This is a genomic window from Massilia sp. UMI-21 (assembly GCA_015277795.1).
In the GTDB taxonomy this organism is placed as follows: domain Bacteria; phylum Pseudomonadota; class Gammaproteobacteria; order Burkholderiales; family Burkholderiaceae_D; genus Telluria.
Genome location: CP063848.1, coordinates 2,180,160 through 2,199,394, shown reverse-complemented (window position 1 = coordinate 2,199,394; position 19,235 = coordinate 2,180,160). Strand labels below are relative to the sequence as shown.

The window sequence follows — 19,235 nt, the reverse complement described above, 5'->3', positions numbered from 1 at the left end:
GAGCCGCCGGCCGCCGCCGCGAAGCGCTCACGCGGATGAGTATTTCGCGCACGTCCGCGCACGCCGTCGGGTCTATGCAAAGATTGGGGCCGCGGAGCCCACGCCTGGTGCGCCGCCCGCCGGACCCCGCCATGCGGCGGCGCCGGAAGGACAACAAGGAACGAGCCCATATCGTTCCAAGACGAGACACCGCTACCCCATGACTTCGTTCTCTTCCATCGACACCGCCGTCTTCCTCGTATATTTCATCATCGTCGCCGGCTACGGCATCTGGATCTACCGGCGCCGCAACCACGGTTCCGGCAAGGCCACCCACGACTACTTCCTGGCCGAAGGCTCGCTCACCTGGTGGGCCATCGGCGCCTCGCTGATCGCCTCCAACATCTCGGCCGAGCAGTTCATCGGCATGAGCGGCTCGGGGTTCCGGATCGGGATGGCGATCGCGGTCTACGAACTGATGGCGGCCGCCACCCTGATCATCGTGGCGGTGTTCTTCATGCCGGTCTACCTGAAGAACCGCATCTACACCATGCCCCAGTTCCTGGAGCAGCGCTACGGGCCCGCGGTGGCCACGGTGATGGCCGTATTCTGGCTGGCCCTGTACATCGTGGTCAACCTGACCGCGATCCTGTACCTGGGCGCGCTGGCGATCAACAGCATGGTCGGCATCGGGGTCCTGCCCTGCATGCTGTTCCTGGCGGTGTTCGCCACCATCATCACGCTGGGCGGCATGAAGGTGATCGGCTACACCGACGTGATCCAGGTGTTCTGCCTGGTGATCGGCGGCCTGGTCACCACCTGGATCGCGCTCGACCTGGTGGCGCGCCTGGCCGGCGGCCAGGGCGCGATGGTCGGCGTCACCGAACTGTTCCAGCGCGCCGGCGGCCATTTCGACATGGTGCTCTCGCGCGACAACCCGAACTACATGGACCTGCCCGGCCTGTCGACCCTGATCGGCGGCATGTGGATCGTCAATCTGAGCTACTTCGGCTGCAACCAGTACATCACCCAGCGCGCGCTCGGCGCCAGCCTGCCGACCGCGCGCAGGGGCCTGCTGTTCGCGGCCTTCCTGAAGCTCCTGATGCCGGTGATCGTGGTCTTGCCGGGCATCGCCGCCTATGCGCTCGACCAGGGCGGCGTGCTGGGCGATTCGCTGCGCCCGGGCGGCGAACTCAATCCCGACCGCGCCTACCCGACCCTGCTCACGCTGCTGCCCGAGGGCCTGAAAGGCGTCGCCTTCGCCGCCCTGACCGCGGCGGTGGTGGCCTCGCTGGCCGGCAAGGCCAACAGCATCGCCACCATCTTCACGCTCGACATCTACCGTCCCAAGTTCCGGCCCCAGGCCAGCGAGCGCCACATGGTCTGGATCGGCCGGCTGACCGTGGTGGCGGCAATGGCGATCGCGGTGACCATCGCCCCCTTGATGGGCATCGACAAGAAAGGCGGCTTCCAGTACATCCAGGAATACACCGGCTTCGTCTCGCCGGGCATCCTGGCCATGTTCCTGCTCGGATTCTTCTGGCCGCGCACCAACGGCGCCGCCGCCATGTTCGCCGCCGTCGCCAGCGTCGGGCTGTCCGTGATCCTGAAATTCCTGCCGTATTTCGCCGACCTGTCCTTCCTGGCGCCGATCGGTTTCGCGGTCCTCAGCGTCAACAGCGATGGCAGCGGCGTCTACGAGATCCCCTTCCTCGACCGCACCCTGATCGCGTTCCTCCTGATCATCCTCGGCATGGCCGTCATCAGCCTGCTGGGCCGCCGGCCTGACACGCACATGGTCAAGGTTGAGCCCAGCCTGTTCCGCGTCGACCGCGGCTTCGCCTTCGGCGCCGCGCTCATCTGCCTGATCCTGGTGCTCATCTACGCGGCCTGGTGGTGAGCACGGGGCGCCCGACCCGACGCTCAATCGGCGACCGGTTCGCCGAATTCCGGCATCCCGTCGGCGCGCCAGCGGATCGCCTGGGCGCGCGTGTGGCGGTTCGGGTCCCTCAGCGGCTCGCCCACGATGTCGCGGTAGTTGCGCGCATGGTAGACCAGGATGTCGGTCTTGCCGTCCGGGCTGGTGGTGAAGCTGTTGTGGCCCGGGCCGTACTGGCCGGTCGCGGCGCTGCTGCGCAGGACCGGCAGCGGCGATTTTAGCCAGGAACGCGGGTCCATCAGGTCCGCATCGACCGGCGCGCTGAGCAGGCCGAGCGCGTAATTGGCATCGGTTGCGCTGGCCGAATAGGTCAGCAGCACGCGGCCGTTCTTCACCAGCACCGCGGGCGCCTCGTTGACCTCGTGGCCGATCTTTTCCCAGGCATGTTCCGGGCGCGTCAACAGCACCGCCGGCTGGCGGATCGCCAGCGGACCGTCCATCCTCGCCAGGTAGATATTGGTGGCGCGGCTAGCGTCGGGAGCGCGCTGCGTCCAGGACAGATAGCGCTGGCCGCGGTGCTCGAAGGTGGTCGCATCGAGCGCGAAGCTTTCCCAGCCGGTGCGCAGCTGGCCGCGCTCGATCCACTCCCCTTCGAGCGGATTGTCGGCCGCGTTCTCCAGCACGTAGAGCCGGATCTCCCACACCTTGTCGGCGCGGCCGGCGCTGAAGTACAGGTACCACTTGCCGTCGATGCGGTGCAGCTCGGGCGCCCAGATGTGCGCGCCCATCGCGCCGTCGGCATGCTTGCGCCAGGCCACCCTGGTTTCGGCGGCGCCCAGGCCATTTAAGCTGCGCGCGCGGCGCAGTTCGATGCGGTCGTACTCGGGCACGGTGGCGGTGAAGTAATACCAGCCGTCGGTATGCAGGGTGACGTGGGGATCGGCGCGCTGGCGCACCAGCGGGTTGGCGAAGCCGGCCTCGCCGGCGCTGGAGACAGCAGGGGCAGCCAGCAGCGCCAGCATGGCGGCGGCAAGCACGGATGTGCGGGTCATGGGGCCTCACATAAGAAAAAAGCCAGTCATCGCAAGATGACTGGCAAATCGGAACAGGAGTCTTTGGAAAACGGTCAGATCTTGACCGATACCGTGAAGAAGTAACGGCGTCCGGCCCAGGCCAGCTCGTTGAGGCGGAAGCTGTCGCCGGCATCGAGACGTTTCACTTCGTCGGTCAGGTTCTTGCCTTCCAGCGCGAACGTGACCTGCTCGTTGTAGCGGTACTGGATCTTCGCATCCAGGTAGCCGCTCTTGGCTTCGAACACCGGATTGCCCGACACGTCGTTGGAGCCGGTGAAGAAGCGGTCGCGGTAGCTGTAGGCCAGGCGCGCATTGATCGGGCCCTGGTCGTACCACAGCGACAGGTTGTACGCGTTCTTCGACATGCCCGGATAAGGCAGCACGCTGCCATCGAGGACGTTGAGCAGCTCGGTGCCTTCCGCATACTTGTAGTTCATGCGGGTATAGTTGGCGTCGATGCCGAAGCCGCCCAGCCAGCCCGGCAGGAAGGTCAGCGCGGTGCGGCCGGCGATCTCGATGCCCTTGGTGGTGGCGCCCTCGCCATTGACCGCCTGGGTCACGTCGAACAGCTGGCCGGTCTTGAACAGGTCCACGCCGCGGGTCAGCACGCGTTCGCGCACATAGCTCGTGATGTCCTTCTGGAACAAGGCCAGCGACAGCTGGCTGTCCGGGGTCGGATAGTACTCGAAGCTCAGGTCCGTATTGGTCGAGCGGTAGGGCTTCAGGTCCGGATTGCCGGCGCTGCAGTCGTCGGTGCCGTCGCCGCCGAACTGCGGGTTGCCGCTGCCGACGATACAGGTGGCGTTCGGCGCCAGCAGGTTGACGCGCGGACGCGCCATCGCCTTGGCCCAGCCGACACGGGCCACCAGCTTGTTGTCGATGGCCCAGAACGCGCCATTGAAGCTCGGCAGCACGTCGCTGTAGGTGTTCTCGACCGTGGACACCGAATTGCTGATGATGACGTCGCGGAAGGTCGACGAACCCGGCGCGGTCTCGGTGCGCACCGAATAGCGCGACGAACCGCTCGAACGGTCGCGGGTACGGGTATAGCGCACGCCGATATTGCCCTCGAGGTCGCGGTCGAACAACTTGGTGGCGTAGTCCAAACGCAGGTAGGTCGATGCGATCCGCTCGTCCACTCCGAAGGCCGGGATCTGCGGATAGGTCTGGCCGTCGCTGCCCGGCGCATTGAACAGGTAGTTGTGGTTGAAGTTCGAGGTGTCGAAGAACGGTACCGCATTCGCATAGACCGGCGACATCCAGCCGGATGGCAGGCCGGAGACATCGTCGTAGCCGCTGAAGAACGTACCCGGCGTGCGGCCCTGCACGGCAGCGACCAGCGCAGCCATCTGGGCGGCATTCAGGTAACGGGTCTCGAAGCTCGAGTTGATGAAGCTCTGCGGATCGTTCGGGCGCTGGGCCGAACCGCTGTACAGCGGATCGTAGACCGCGGTCTGGTTGACGTTGGCGCCGCGCACGTTGATGTCGTCGGCGCTCGAGTTCAGGTCCGACCCGTTGCTGGCCATGTAGCCGCCGCCGTTGAACTGCTCCGAGGTGGCCTTGCGGCCCTGTACACCGAACCAGGCCTTGGTGAAGAACGGGGTCTTGAGCCGGTACTTGAAGTCGAGCTTGGCCTGGTTTTCGGTGTTCTCGGTTTCGCTCGGACGGTACTGCAACTGGGCCTGCACGTAGGAGCCTGGATCGTCCGGGCTGTAGCCGGACGGGAAAGTGAACTGCGGCAGGCTCTGCGCATTCAGGGCGACCTTCAGGCCCGGGGCATTCTGGGTCAGCACGATGCTGTTGGTATCGCTGCTGTAGGTCGATTTCGAGGCGCCGAACAGGCCCTCCACTTCCAGCCCGCCGCGGCGGAACTTGAAGCCGGACGAGGCGTAGCGCGAATCGATGTCGAGCTGGAAGTCGCGCGCCGAGGTGCTGAAGGCGCCCTGGCCGCCCTGCCCGCCGGCGTACAGGCAGGAGCCGACCACGTATTCGGTCACGTGGTGGTTCTCGAGCACCATGCCCGGGGTGGCGCCGGTCGGCGCGGTGCAGCGGCCGGCGGTGGTCGGCACGCCGTTGGCGCCGTACACCGGCGCGGTGCCGGTATTCGCCAGGCGCGAGATGCTGCCGAAATCGGTGCCGAAGTTGCGATCGTTCAGGCGCTGGCGCTGGGTGTTGGCCTGGTAGGTGGCCCAGGCGTTGAATTCCTTGCTGAATTCGTACTGCGCGGTCAGTTCGCCCGATGAACGCTTGTGGTCGCGGGTCCAGATGCCGTAGCGGGCGATGCCGGGCGAATAGTCGAACCACTGGCGGCGGCAGTCGGCCAGGTCGCCCGAGCTCAAGCCTGCGGTGGAGCAGCCGGCGTAGCTGTTGATCGCGGCCAGCGCCGGGTTGGTGCTGGTGACGGTCTTCTCGGGCGACAGGTCCCAGTCCTGCAGGAAGCGCCACGAGGTGTTGCGCGCGTAGTCGTTCTGGGTCAGGACCTTGTCGTAGACGAAGTTGGCCATCAGGCCGAGCTTCCCGTCCAGGAACTTGTCGGCCATGTACAGGTTGCCGCGCGGCTGGACACCGCCGCGCGAGGTCGAATGCTCGGCCGCGATGCTGGTGCCGATGGTGCGCTTCTTGAAGTCGAGCGGCTTGCGCGTGGTGATCTGCACGGTGCCGCCGATGCCACCCTCGGTCATGTCGGCGGTCAGGCCCTTGTAGACGTCGATCGAGCCGATCAGCTCGGAGGCCAGTTCGCGCAACTCGGCGCCGCGCCCGGCGCCGCCGTCGGTGCCGAGCACCGACATCCCGTTGACCTCGATGCGGTTCAGGTCCGGCTCGACGCCGCGGATCGCCACCTTCGAGCCTTCGCCGAAGTCACGCGACAGCTGCACGCCGGTAATGCGCGACAGCGCCTCGCCCACGTTCTTGTCGGGGAACTCGCCGATGTCCTCGGCCACGATCGAATCCGACACGGTGCCGGCGTTCTTCTTGCGGCTGATGGCGGACGCCACCGATTGGCGGGTGCCGGCGATGCGGACGACGGCCGGGGCCGGGGCGCTGCCGGAAGCGGTCGCACCGGCGCCGGACTGGCCCTGGGCCGGGGCGGCCGGCGCCGTCTGCGGCTGTGTGTTTTCCTGCGCCAGCGCGGCTTGCGCGGCAAGGAGGGTAATCACTGCGGCCACTGCGCGGGCGCAGCGGGTCGGATGAAGCACTTGCGTGCTGGTCGTCGCTCGAGTCATCGAATTGTCTCCATGGGCTCTGTAGTTTGAAATACGGCTTGGCCTTGAAAACATTCTATGTGCGCAGGATAGCGTGATTCCGTCGAGCACCGAAAGAATCACGAAGCTGATCATTTGTGGCGCGATCGCAGCGCCAATCGCTCAGCTCACTGATTGTTTCGTCCGCAGGCCCCGTAAACGCCGATGGCCGCCACGGGCGTGGCGGCCATCGGGGATGCAGCGCGGAGGTCAGCCGCCGAACTTGAAGTTCAGGCCCGCCATGTAGGTGCTGCCGGCATACGAGTCGGTGTACACGTTCGGGGTGCCGTCGGCGAAGACCGAATAGCCGCCGGTGTTGGTACCGGTGTGGGTCTTGCCCAGGTTACGGCCTTCGAGGAAGAACTCGACGTTCTTGTTGAAGCGATACGCGATCTTGGCGTCCACGTAGCGCGTCGCCAGGCGGAACACCGGCGTGCCCGGGAGGTAGGTAGGGTAGCGCACCGTGGTCATGCCGACAGCCGGGTAGTTGTTGACGGCGTTGCCGTTGCAGCCGGAGGTGCAGGCGAAGGTCGAGGCCTTGACCTGCAGGCCGACCCGCATCGACAGCGCGCCATCGTCGTACCACACCGACGCATTCCAGGAATGGCGCGGCTCGCCGGCCACCGGCAGGATCGCGCCGGTGATCAGGTCGCGCATGGCCGCTCCGGTCAGGGTCGACTTGTTACGGGTGTAGTTCGCATCCAGGCCGGTATAGCGCAGGTACCAGGGCAGGATGGTGAAGGCCACCTTGCTCGACACTTCGAAGCCCTTGCGGGTGAACGGGATCTGGTTGGTCCAGCGGCGCTGGGTGAAGACGAGGTCGGCGAGCGGCTTGCCGGTCTGCGGGTCGACCGCGTCTGAACCCGCGAACGGACGGACGTCGTCGACCGTCTCGATCAGGGTCGGCGCGCCGGTGATGCCTTCCTGCTTGTAGACGGCGCCGGCCAGCATGACGTCGCGGTTGGCATACCATTCCAGCGACAGGTTCTGGTTATGGTTGGTGAGCGGCTTGATCTCCGGATTGCCCATGATGTCGGTGCAGCGCATCGCGACTTCGCTGCCGTCGTCGTCCAGTTCGACCAGCTTGCGGCCGTCGTATTCGCAGGTGCCGTTCGGGATCAGGCGGCCGGCGACCGGGCGCGCGATGGTCTTGCCCCAGTTGTAGCGCAGGACCAGCTTGTCCGGCACCAGCCAGGTGTTCAGGTTAACCGACGGCAGGTAGTCGGTATTGGTGGCATTGATCGCCGTGTCCTTGCGGTAGACCCGCGTGCTGATGCCCGCCGGGTTGTTCGGGTCGAGCGGATTGTAGCTCTCGGTCGGCATGATCGAGCGGAAGGTCAGCTGTCCGGACCCCACCACCTTGGTCTTCACCGCGCGCACGCCGATGTTGCCGTCGAAGGACAGGCCGAAAGGCAGCGCGCGCTGCGTGAACGGAATCCGGTCGACCTCGAAGTTCGCCATCAGGTAGCCGGCGTCGACGGTTTCCATGATCGAGTTCTTCGGCTGGGCATACAGGTTGCCGTCGCTGCCCACGCACTCCTTGATGCAGTCCAGGTTGTAGTTCGGTACGCCGAGCAGCGCGTAGACCTTGTCGATGTCGAACTCGGTCCATCCATTGGTCAGGCTGGCCGGACGGTCCGGATCGCCCGCGTAGAACTGCGCGGTCGGCTGCTTGGTATAGGACTGGTTGAACAGCTGGCGGTACTGGTCCGGCGAGATGACGATGCTGCCCTGGCGCGCGTTGCGCGGGTCGGTGCTCGGGTTGTAGCCGTACTGGCAGGGACGGCCGCCCGGCGCCAGCGAGCCCGGCGTGTCCTCGCACACCTGGAAGGTGGTGCGCAGGTTGTTGGTCGAGACGTAGACGCCCGGGATGTAGCCCGGCTGTCCGAAGGTGCCCACCGGGTCCTGCAAGGTCGGGCCGCCGGTCGACCAGGCATCGTAGCCGCTCTTGCGGCGGTTGTAGCCGACCTTGATGGTCGGGACGAAGGGAATGTACTCGTCGGTGGCGATGTTCACGTCCAGCTTGGCCGTCTTCTCGTACGACTCGTTGATGCGCGGGTTCTGGAACGCCAGGGTGGTGGCGCCGTTCACCAGCGGCAGCTGGGCCGGGGTGTAGGCGACGCTGCCCGGGGAGTTGAAGGTGGGGGCCGAAGCATTGACCGCCGGTTGCGGGCCGAGGGTCAGCCAGCTGTTCGGATCGTTCACGTCCACCGTGCTGTTCGGCGTGTAGCTCCAGATACCGTTGGACAGCACCTCGGCGCTGGTCGTGCCCAGGTAGGCGCTCTGGCCCATGCGCTTCTCGTAGCGGTAGAACTCCGACTTGGCGTCGCCGACCAGGAATTCGGCGCGCACGATGCCCTTGCGGAAGGTGCCGCCGGCCTGGGTGTAGCTGGACTTGGTGCCGGTCGTGATCGTCGTGTTGTCGACGCCGTACACGCCGTCCGCGATCCGGAAGCCGGTGACGTGGTGGTTGCCGTCGACGACGACCGAGGCCGGGTCGACGTTCGCCACGGCGCCGTTGAGCGCGCCGGTGCTGCGGTAGGTCAGCTCGTTCGGATACGCGAACCAGCCGGAGGCCGGGTTGACGGCGCGGGTGCCCCAGGCGCCATTGGCCAGCTGGGTGCTTGAAATCGTATCGACGTAGGGCGAACCGAGGAAGTCGTCCGGACCGCGCACGCGTGCCGACGCTGCCGGGTTGATGCTGATGCCGCCGAAACTGTTGTTGGTGCTGTACGAGGTGACGTCACCCTTGCTGCGGCTATGCTTGGCATAGATGGTCAGCGCATCGTTGACCTTGAAGTCGAGGCGGATGTCGCCGCTGGTGCGCTCGTCGTTCCAGCGGTTGACGAAGTAGCGGGTATTGCTCGGCACCCAGTCGTTCCACTGGCCCAGGCAGCTCAGCAGGGCCAGCTGGGTGATGTTCTGCGCGTTGGTACGGCCGTTGCCGCCGGTGCTGAGCTGGGACGCCACGTTGGCCGGCAGCAGCGGGAATTTCTGGTAGCACTCGGCCTTGGTCCGGGCCGCGGCCGAGCCTTCCAGCACGTCCTTCGGCGTCATGCTGCTCCAGGTTCCCAGCGCCGCATTGCTGTAGGGGACGGTGTAGAAGGGGGTGGTCGAGGCCTCGTCGTTCAGGTTGAGGGTATCGGGTCGCAGCGCGACCGTCTTGTCGGGCGAATTGTCGAAGTCCATCGGGCGGTAGGCCCCGACCTGGCCGTTGCTGCCGCCCTGGTTGATCGAGTGGGCTTCCTGGTTGACCTTGCTCTTGGAAAGATTGACCAGCACGCCCAGGCGGTCGTTCATGAACTTCTTGACGCCGATGAGGTTCAGGTTGGGGTTGGTCTTCTTGTTCAGCGAATTCTGCTGGCCGGCCACGCGGAAGGACAGGTAGTCCTTCTTGAAGTCCAGGCCGTTGCGGGTCTGGATGCGCACTCCGCCGCCCAGCGAGCCTTCGGTCATGTCGGCGGTCGAGCCCTTGATCACGTCCACGCTCTTGATCAGGTCCGACGAGAGCTGGCGCATCTCGACCGAACGGCCGCCCGAAGTATCGGCGCCGGCCGTGATCCCGCCCAGCATGTCGGCGCCGCCGGCCTGCTGCACGCCCATGCCGTCCAGCTCGACCCGGGTCAGCTCCGGTCCGTTGCCGCGGATCGATACGCTGATGCCTTCGCCGAATTCGCCGCGGTCGACCGCGACACCGGCAATGCGCGAGATCGCGTCGGCGACGTTCCGGTCGGGGAAGGCGCCGACGTCTTCGGCGATGATCGAGTCCTGCGCCGTCTCGGCGTTTTTCTTGCGCGCGATGGCGCTGCGCTGCGAATCGCGGGCGCCGACCACCAGCACCGTTTCCATCGCTTCCGGCGCTTCCGCGCTGGAGGCCTTGCGGGCCGGCGTCGCCGATGCCTGCGCGTCGGCCTGCGGCGCGGCGGATTGTTGGGCATACGAGCTGCCGCTCGCGACGAGCGAAGCCAGCGCCATGGCGACGGCCTGGCTCAGGCGTTTAACGGGGAATCTGACCTGGGAATGGGGTGACATGTCTCTCTCCATGTTTTTGATTTATCGGGACGCTGTCGCGGGATGAACCATCGGCGTCCCTATCTCGTGACCTGCAGTGTGCGAAGCATCGCGACAGCCGGTAACGGTCGGCGACGTCGATTGTTATTGAATGGAGTCAATACAACAACATGGTTTGGCGCGCAGCGGCCAAACACTCACAGGCGTGAGCGCTTGCGTGCGCAAGCGCCACACTCATCGGCATCGAGCTGGGCATTCGGCAGGGAGCCAGGCTGCGACTGATGCCGTTTCCGGTATCGCAAGGCGACGCTGGGTTATCGCGCGTGTACGGCAAGCGCACGTCGCCTGCGCACACACGTCATGGACGAGAAGGACGAGAAGGACGAGCAGGACGAGAAGCACTCAAGATCGTGAGCATTCAGGCAAGGCGCGTTGACACCCGCTGCGAATCAGCCGGTAATGGCATCCCGATCCGTTCCAACCAATGCACAAGATCATGAGCAAACCATTCAAACGCATCCTCTTCACCGGCGCCGGCGGCAACCTGGGCCGCCGCCTGCGCGAACGCCTGCACGAATTCGCCGACATCGTGCGCCTGTCCGACGTGGCCGCCGGGCTCGCCGCGCTGGGCGGCGCCGGTCCCGGCGAGGAAATCGTGGCGTGCGACCTGGCCGACCGCGAGCAGGTCATGCGCATGTGCGAAGGCGTCGACGCCATCCTGCACTTCGGCGGCGTCTCCACCGAAGTCGAGTTCGCACCCATCATGCAGGCCAACATCCTGGGCATGGTCAACCTCTACGAAGCCGTGCACAAGCTGGGCATCCGGCGCGTGGTCTTCGCCAGCAGCAACCATACGATGGGCATGTACCAGACCAGCGAGCGCGTCGACGCCGCCATGCCGACCCGCGCCGACGGCTACTACGGCCTGTCCAAGGTCTGGGGCGAGAATTTGTCGCGCTACTACTGGGACCGTTTCGGCATCGAGACCGTGTGCCTGCGCATCGGCTTCTGCTTCCCGGAGCCCGCCACCCACCGCCAGATGGTGACCTGGCTCAGCCTGGACGACATGGCCGAGCTGTTGCGTCGCGCCCTGCTGACGCCGCGCGTCGGCCACACCATCACCTTCGGCGTCTCGGCCAACCCGGGCAGCTGGTGGGACGACCGCCATGCGCGCCACCTGGCTTACCAGGCCAGGGACAGCTCGGCCCAGTTCCTCGACGCCCTGCCGCAGGCATTCTCCTACCCGCCGGCGGACGATCTCAGCACCTTCCTGCAGGGCGGCGCCTTCGTGACGGCCGGCCCGAAGTATCCGTCATGAAGGCCGCCGGCGCTTATGGCGCGGCCGGGCTGGTCATGCTGGGCGTCCTGGCGCTGCCGGCCGGCGCCGAGGTCAGGCTGCCGGCCATCCTGTCCGACCACATGGTGCTGCAGCGCGCCGCCCGGGTGCCGGTGTGGGGCTGGGCTGCGCCGGACGAAGCGGTGACGGTGCGCTTCGGCAGCCAGTCGCGCAGCACGCGCGCCGGGCCGGATGGCCGCTGGCGCGTCGATCTCGACCTGAGCGGCGCCACGCAGGCGCCCGGCCTGCTGGCGGTGCGCGGCGAGGCCAACGAGCTCGTGGTGAACGACGTGCTGGTCGGCGAGGTGTGGCTGGCCTCGGGCCAGTCGAACATGGAAAAACCGCTCGGCGAGAAGCGCGGCCAGCGCCCGACCTTCGGCGCCGAGGAGGCCATCGCCGACGCCGACCAGCCCGACATGCGCCTGTTCAAGGTAGCCAAGAGCAAGGCCGAGCGGCCCGCGGACGATGTCCAGGGCGCCTGGGTGCGCAGCACGCCGGCCTCGGTCGTGGCGAGCGAATTCTCGGCCGCCGCGTATCACTTCGGCCGCCGCCTGAAGTCGGCGCTGGGCACGCCGGTGGGCCTGATCGACGCGACCTGGGGCGGCACCCGCATCGAATCCTGGACGCCGACGGAACCGCTTGCGCCGCACACCCTGCCGCCCGAACGCAAGGACAGGCCCGCCACGATGTACAACGGCATGGTCGCCGGCCTGGCGCCGTTCGCCCTCAAGGGGGCCTTGTGGTACCAGGGCGAATCGAACATCCTGGGCACCGACGACGGCCCGGCCTACACGCCGAAGATGGAAGCGATGATCGCGCGATGGCGCCGCGCCTTCGAGCGCGAGCTGCCCTTCTACTATGTGCAGCTGGCGCCGCACCTGTATTCCGTCGTGCGCGCCGACCAGGTCCTGCACGGCGCCGAATCGCTGCCGCGCCTGCGCGAAGCCCAGGCCGATGCCCTGCGCATCCCGCACACGGCGATGATCGTCACCACCGACCTGGCCGACGACCTGCGCGACATCCACCCGCGCGACAAGCGCAGTGTCGGGCTGCGCCTGGCGAACCTTGCCCTGGCCCTGAGCTATGGCCGTCCCGGTATCGAGCCCTTCGGCCCGCGCTTTCGCGCGGTGCGCTTCACGGACGGACAGGCAATCCTCAGCTTCGACCATGCCGGGGGACTGGCCGCGCGCGACGGCAAGCCGCTCGACTGGTTCGAGATCGCAGGCAGCGACGGCCAATACCACCCGGCCACGGCGGCCATCGTCGGCAGCGAGGTGGTCGCCAGCAGCCCGCTGGTGGCGGACCCGAAGTCGGTGCGCTTCGGCTGGCATGAGGCGGCGACGCCGAACCTGGTCAATCGCGCCGGACTGCCGGCGCTGCCCTTCCGGTCGGAACATCCGATTCCGGCGCCGCCGCCGTCCCGGTAAGCTGGTAGGGTGGGCGGGTTCCCCGCCCACGCGTTCAAGCACAACATGCGCAGCCACAGCGCGCCTGGTGCCAGTCGCGCGGCCGGCTTGGCGTCCTCCCTTCCCCGGCCCACCCTGCATTCAGCGCAGCATGCAGGGCCGCTTGTTGTCGAACTTCCAGTTTGGGATCAGGTACTGCATGGCCGCCGCATCGTCGCGCGCGCCCAGGCCCATGTTGCGATAGGCCTGGTGCGCCGCCGCGAGCGCATCGACATCGAGCTCGATGCCCAGGCCGGGCCGGGCCGGCACCTTGACCGCGCCGCCTTCGATGCGGGGCGGCTCTTTCGTGAGTCGCTGGCCGTCCTGCCAGATCCAGTGCGTGTCGATCGCCGTCACCCGGCCCGGCGCGGCCGCGCCCACGTGGGTGAACATGGCCAGCGAGATGTCGAAGTGGTTGTTCGAGTGCGAGCCCCAGGTCAGGCCGAACATATCGCACAACTGCGCCACGCGCACCGAACCCTGCATGGTCCAGAAGTGCGGGTCGGCCAGCGGGATGTCGACCGACTGGAGCTGGATCGCATGCGCCATCTGGCGCCAGTCGGTGGCGATCATGTTGGTGGCGGTGAGCAGGCCGGTGGCGCGCCGGAACTCGGCCATGACCTCGCGCCCCGAGAAGCCGTTCTCGGCGCCGCAGGGGTCTTCGGCGTAGGCCAGCACGCCATGCTTGTCGCGGCACAGGCGCACCGCGTCGGCCAGCGACCAGGCGCCGTTCGGGTCGAGCGTGACGCGCGCCTCCGGAAAGCGTTCATGCAAGGCCAGCGCCGCTTCCATCTCCGCGTCGCCCGACAGCACGCCGCCCTTGAGCTTGAAGTCCTGGAAGCCGTAGCGCGCCTGTGCCGCCTCGGCCAGCGCCACCACCGCTTCGGGACTCATCGCCTCTTCGTTGCGCAGCCGGAACCAGGCATCGTCCGCACTCTCTTCGCTGCGGTAGGGCAGCGCGGTGCGCCGCCGCTCGCCGATGTAGAACAGGTAGCCCAGCATCGGCACCGCCTCGCGCTGCTGGCCCTCCCCGAGCAAGGCAGCCACCGGCACGTTCATGAACTGCCCGAGCAGGTCGAGGAAGCAGGATTCCACCGCCGTGACGGCGTGAATCGTGGTGCGCAGGTCGAAGGTCTGCAGGCCGCGCCCGCCCGCGTCGCGGCCGGCGAAGCTGGTGCGGATCGCGTTCAGCACGGCCTTGTAGTCGCCCAGCGACTTGCCGAGGATGAGCGGGCATGCGTCTTCCAGGGTCTGGCGGATCGACTCTCCGCCCGGCACCTCGCCCAGGCCCGTATTGCCGGCGCTGTCAGTCAGCACCACGACGTTGCGGGTGAACCAGGGGCCGTGGGCGCCGCTCAGGTTCATCAGCATGCTGTCCTGGCCCGCAACGGGGACGACCCGCAGGGCAGTGATGACCGGCGCACCGGTAAGCTTGCTATTCATGCATGACTCCAGTTGATGTGTTGCGTGTTATTTGTTGCGGTAGTAGTCGGCCAGCACCTTGAATGCCTGCTTGCGCACGCCGGTCTCGGACAGGATGCCCTTGCGGTTCCAGCCGTTCTGGAACACCGGGTGTTCGCGGCGCGGCGATCGGAAATCCTTCAGGATCCAGGGCGACATGCCGCGCAGCGTCGGAATCTGCTCGGCCATGGCCAGGGTCTGGCGGTAGTACTCGGCCTGGTAGTCCTCGGTGAACTTCTTCATGCCGTCAGGCGTTTGACCCCTGTATCCGGCCAGCGCGTCGGCGCCGAACTCGGACAGGATCAGCGGGCGGTCGGCGGGCACCTTCCACTTCAGCTTCGCCACCGCCTCGAGCGTGTCGGCGCCGTACCAGCCGGCATAGGTGTTCACCGCCAGGACATCGAGCTTGTCGACCAGCGGGTCGTCGATGACCAGCGCCGCGCCGTCGTGCTTGACCAGCAGGGCCGCGCTGACCAGGCGGCTCGGGTCGAGCCGGCGCACGTTGTCGGCCATGGCGCTGTGGAAGCGCGTGCGCGCCGGCGACACCGGCGTCTCGTTGCCGACGCTCCAGAGGATGACGGAGGCGCGGTTACGGTCGCGGTAGATGGTCTCGGCCTGCATCGCCAGCGCCTTGCGCAGCACGGCCGGGTTGTCCCAGTCGACGGTCCAGTACACCGGAATCTCGCTCCACACCAGCAGGCCCATCTCGTCGGCCAGGCGCAGGGTCGTTTCCGAATGCGGGTAGTGCGAGAGGCGCACATAGTTGCCGCCGAGGCCATGCTTGATCTCGTGCAGCAGTGCGCGCGCGGCCGGTTCCGTCATGTTGCGCGCCGGGTTGGGCCCGAACTCTTCTTCGTGCAGCGAGATGCCGCGCAGCCAGATCGGCTTGCCGTTCAGGAGGATCTGGTTCCCTTTGACCGCGATGGTGCGGAAACCGACGCGATCGCGCAGCGCGTCGCCGGCCGCCTCCACGCGTACGTCGTACAGGGTCGGCTGCTCGGGCGACCAGCGTTGCAGGCCTGTCGGCGCCACCAGTTCGAAGCTGGCGCGGCCATCGGCATCGGTGACGGCGCGTGCGGTGGCGAGCGATCCGATGGCCACCGTGACCGCCTGCCGGGCGGCCCGCGGCCCCTGCAGGCGCACTTCGCCGGCGATGCGGCCGTCCGGACGCAGCCTGAGCATGGCGTCGTCGATGAAGGTGTCAGGGGTGGTGATCAGGCGCACCGGGCGGGTGATGCCGCCGTACAGGTCCCAGTCGGTGATGGAGGTCGGGATCGACTGCGCGTCGTGGGTCGAATCGACGCCCACCACCAGGCGGTTCTCGCCGGCCCGCAGCGCGTCGGTCACTTCCAGCACGAAGGGCGTGAAGCCGCCCTCATGGCGCCCGACCTCCTTGCCGTTCAGGTAGACCCAGGCGCGGTAGTTCACCGCTTCGAAGCGCAGGAATGCGCGCTTGCCGGAAGCTGGCCGGGCGCTGAACTTGCGCTGGAACCAGATCAGGCCGTCGTAATAGCGCAGCTCGGGCTGCGCCGCGTTCCACGCGCCCGGGATCTGGATGATCGGACCGCGGTCGAGGTCGAACTCGAAGAAATCGGTCCCGCCGCTCGCCTCGACTGCTGCAACGTCGATGTCGCGGTAGCGCTGCATGCGCGACTTCGCGACCCAGCCGTTGATGTCGGTGAGGCCGGTGCGGTACAGGTCTTTCGAATAGGTCCATTGGCCGGACAGGTCCTGGCTGTCGCGGTGCAGCGAGCCGGTGAGCAGGAAGGCGGGGCGCAGGTCTTGCGCCGTTGCCGGCATGGCGGCCAGCGCGCCGACAACAATCCAGAATGCGGCGATCAGTTTGTTCATGTGCGAGCTTCATCGGGTAGGCGGGTTGGCGGGTGAGCAGAACCACAGCGCAACGCAAGGCACTGCTCTGCATTTCGCTGATATATTAGTGTTTTTTATCGCCCGCAGCAATCGCCGTGCGCATTCACTCATCGGCTTGAGCAGACCGCTCGGCAGGTCTCCGATACTATCGTCGACCAACCGCTAATATATTAGTGCGGCGCAGGCCGCCCCGGAGACATGACTGCATACACCCCATCCCGCCGGCGCTTCCTGCGCTCGGCAAGCGCCCTTCCCCTTCTGGCTTCCATTCCCGGCCTGTCCGGCGCGGTCACCGCGAATACCGGCGCCAGGCCGGCACCGGTCGACAACACCGCCCTGCACTGGCTGGACGGCGAGGCGCCGGCCCGCTTCGAGGGCTGCACCTTTGGCGTGCCCTGGCCGCGCGGCACCCTGCGCCTGCCGGCGCACAAGCGGCTCGACTTCACGCTGGGTGCGAACGGCCCCGCCATGCAGTCCTGGCCGCTGGGCTGGTGGCCGGACGGTTCGCTGAAGTGGACCGCCCATGCCGTCGCCGGCGGCGCCAGCGGAGACGGCTGGAACCTGGCGCACGGCGCCCCGGCGCGCGGCACCCTCACCGTCAAGGAAACCGCGGACGGCGTGCTCGTCACCGCCGGCGAACTGACGTGGACCATACCGTCCGCGGGCGAGGTTCTGGTGCGCAGCGCCAGCCGCGCCGGACGCGTCACGATGCAGAACCTGAAACTGGTGGCGCTGCGCCAGGACGGCCCGCAGCTGGAAACCGGCGGCAGCGTCGCGCGCCAGCGCTTCACCAGCAGGATCAGCGGGGTGAAGGTCGAACAGGCCGGGCCGGTACGCGCCGTGCTCAAGATCGACGGCATGCACGGCAACGGCAGCCGCGACTGGCTGCCCTTTTCGGTGCGCCTGTACTTCTATACCGGGTCCGACAGCGTGCGCATCGTGCACTCCTTCGTCTACGACGGCGAACCAGGCAAGGACTTCATCGCCGGCCTGGGCGTGACGGCCCAGGTGCCGATGAGCGACCCGACCTACGACCGGCACGTGCGCTTCTCGGGCGAAGGCGTCGGCGTCTGGGGCGAGGCGGTACGGCCGGTGACCGGCCTGCGCCGCGATCCGGGCCAGGCCTACCGCGCCGCGCAGGTGGCCGGCGCGGCGCTGCCGCCGCTGGCGGGGATGGCCAGGCCGGTCCAGGACGGCCTGCGGTGGATCCCGGAATGGGGCGACTTCTCGCTCACGCAGCGCTCGCCCGACGGCTTCACGCTGCAAAAGCGCCTCGGTTCGGGCCGCGCCTGGATCAATGCCAACGCCGGCACCCGCAGCAAGGGATTGCTGTACGCCGGCGGCGCCTCCGGCGGCGTCGCCCTGGGACTGAAGGACTTCTGGCAGCGCGCGCCGGTGCAGCTGGACGTGCGCCAGGCCGCCACCCCGATGGCCGAGGTGACCGCCTGGATGTGGGCGCCTTCGGCGCCGGCCATGGACCTGCGCTCCTACCGTGGCGAGGACGGCATGGACACCCACGAGAAGCAGATCGCCGGCCTGAACATCACCTACGAAGACTACGAAGCCGGCTGGGACTCGGCCACCGGCATCGCCCGCAGCTCGGAACTGCAGCTGTGGGTGCTGGCGTCCACGCCACCGCACCAGGCGCTGTCGGACATGGCCGAGTCGGTCGCGCGGCCGGCACGCCTGGTGCTGGCGCCGCAGCGCATCCACCAGTGCGGCGTGTTCGGCGACTGGGACCCGGTCGATACCGGCACGCCTGCGCGCAAGCTGATCGAGGAGCGCCTGGCCCTGCAGCTGGACCAGTACCTGCGCGAAGTCGAGCAGCAGCGCTGGTATGGCTTCTGGTCCTACGGCGACGTGATGCATACCTACGACAGCGACCGCCACATGTGGCGCTACGACATCGGCGGCTATGCCTGGGACAATTCCGAGCTGTCGACCGACCTGTTCTTGTGGTACAGCTACCTGCGCAGCGGCAGGGCCGACCTGTTCCGCCTGGCCGAAGCGATGACGCGCCATACCGGCGAAGTCGACGTCTACCACCTGGGCCGCTTCAAGGGCTTCGGCACGCGCCATGGCGTGCAGCACTGGTCGGATTCGTCGAAGCAGCCGCGCGTCTCGAACGCCGCCTATCGCCGCATCTACTACTTCCTGACGGCGGACGAGCGCGTGGGCGACCTGATGCGCGAGCTGCTCGATTCGGACCGGGACCTGCACCAGGTCTACATCTCGCGCAAGCTCAAGACTGCCGGCGCCCGGCCGGATGCCTTCGTCGGCGCCTCCTTCGGCACCGTGTGGGGTTCATTGATCTCGGCCTGGCTGGCCGAATGGGAGCGCACCGGGGACACCCGCTGGCGCGACAAGATCGTGGCCGGCATGCGCAGCATCGCCGCGCTCAAGGTCGGGTGGTTCGCCGCCGGCGCGCCCTACGACCACACGACCGGCCGCTTCCAGGGGCCGGGCGACAAGGCATCGTTCTCCAACCTGAATGGCGTGTTCGGCGTGGTCGAGATGAATTCCGAGCTGCTCACGCTGGTGGACGTGCCCGCATACCGCCAGGCCTGGCTGCAGTACTGCCGCACCTACAACGCGCCGCGCGAGGAGATCATGGCGCTGCTGGGGAGCGTTCCGGGCGGGCGCGGCATGAGCGACACCAATTCGCGCATGACCGCCTACGCCGCTTACCAGCTGCGTGAACGGGCCTTGTCGCTGCGGGCCTGGCGCGAGTTCTTCGCCTCCGGCTGGCTCAGTCGCGACGACCCGCGCAACACGGTGCGCCGCATCGGCGGCCCGGCCCTGCTGCGCCCGGTCGACGAGATGACCGGCATCAGCACCAACGCCTCGGCGCAGTGGGGCCTGGCGGCAATCCAGCACCTGGCCCTGGGCGCAGGCACGCTGGACGAAGCGGCGCGCGCGGCCGGGCTGGTGCCCTGA

9 protein-coding genes are annotated in these 19,235 nt (G+C 67.4%); 4 read left to right on the top strand and 5 right to left on the bottom strand.

Annotated elements, in window-relative coordinates:
- The first annotated feature begins 199 nt into the window (after positions 1 to 199).
- Positions 200 to 1,879, top strand: a complete 1,680-nt coding sequence (locus tag IM543_09740) for a sodium/solute symporter (protein QOY96078.1) — start codon at positions 200 to 202, stop codon at positions 1,877 to 1,879.
- A gap of 23 nt (positions 1,880 to 1,902) precedes the next feature.
- Here IM543_09740 and IM543_09735 read toward each other — a convergent pair whose 3' ends face one another.
- The 3 genes from IM543_09735 to IM543_09725 all read right to left on the bottom strand — a co-directional run bounded on the left by IM543_09735 (position 1,903) and on the right by IM543_09725 (position 10,205).
- Positions 1,903 to 2,910, bottom strand: a complete 1,008-nt coding sequence (locus IM543_09735; protein QOY96077.1) for a glycoside hydrolase family 43 protein — start codon at positions 2,908 to 2,910, stop codon at positions 1,903 to 1,905.
- A gap of 74 nt (positions 2,911 to 2,984) precedes the next feature.
- Positions 2,985 to 6,155 (bottom strand): TonB-dependent receptor, encoded by a 3,171-nt coding sequence (locus IM543_09730; GenBank protein QOY96076.1) that lies wholly within the window; start codon positions 6,153 to 6,155, stop codon positions 2,985 to 2,987.
- A 228-nt stretch (positions 6,156 to 6,383) separates the two neighbouring features.
- Complete coding sequence (locus IM543_09725; protein QOY96075.1) at positions 6,384 to 10,205, bottom strand: TonB-dependent receptor; 3,822 nt, start codon at positions 10,203 to 10,205, stop codon at positions 6,384 to 6,386.
- A gap of 475 nt (positions 10,206 to 10,680) precedes the next feature.
- Here IM543_09725 and IM543_09720 point away from each other — a divergent pair, with 475 nt between their 5' ends.
- Both IM543_09720 and IM543_09715 read left to right on the top strand, forming a co-directional pair.
- The gene (locus IM543_09720) at positions 10,681 to 11,502 is read left to right on the top strand and encodes an NAD(P)-dependent oxidoreductase (protein QOY96074.1); all 822 of its coding nucleotides are present in this window, start codon (positions 10,681 to 10,683) and stop codon (positions 11,500 to 11,502) included.
- 35 nt (positions 11,503 to 11,537) lie between these two features.
- Positions 11,538 to 12,947: a sialate O-acetylesterase gene (locus IM543_09715; GenBank protein ID QOY96605.1), complete on the top strand. Its 1,410-nt coding sequence runs from the start codon at positions 11,538 to 11,540 to the stop codon at positions 12,945 to 12,947.
- Between the two features lie 120 nt (positions 12,948 to 13,067).
- Here the strand turns inward: IM543_09715 and gudD are convergent, their stop codons facing one another.
- The gene (gene gudD / locus IM543_09710; GenBank protein QOY96073.1) at positions 13,068 to 14,408 is read right to left on the bottom strand and encodes a glucarate dehydratase; all 1,341 of its coding nucleotides are present in this window, start codon (positions 14,406 to 14,408) and stop codon (positions 13,068 to 13,070) included.
- A 27-nt stretch (positions 14,409 to 14,435) separates the two neighbouring features.
- A complete protein-coding gene (locus IM543_09705) occupies positions 14,436 to 16,277 on the bottom strand; it encodes a beta-glucuronidase (protein QOY96072.1) in 1,842 nt (613 codons plus the stop codon).
- 219 nt (positions 16,278 to 16,496) lie between these two features.
- Here IM543_09705 and IM543_09700 point away from each other — a divergent pair, with 219 nt between their 5' ends.
- Positions 16,497 to 19,235 (top strand): Tat pathway signal sequence domain protein, encoded by a 2,739-nt coding sequence (locus IM543_09700; protein QOY96071.1) that lies wholly within the window; start codon positions 16,497 to 16,499, stop codon positions 19,233 to 19,235.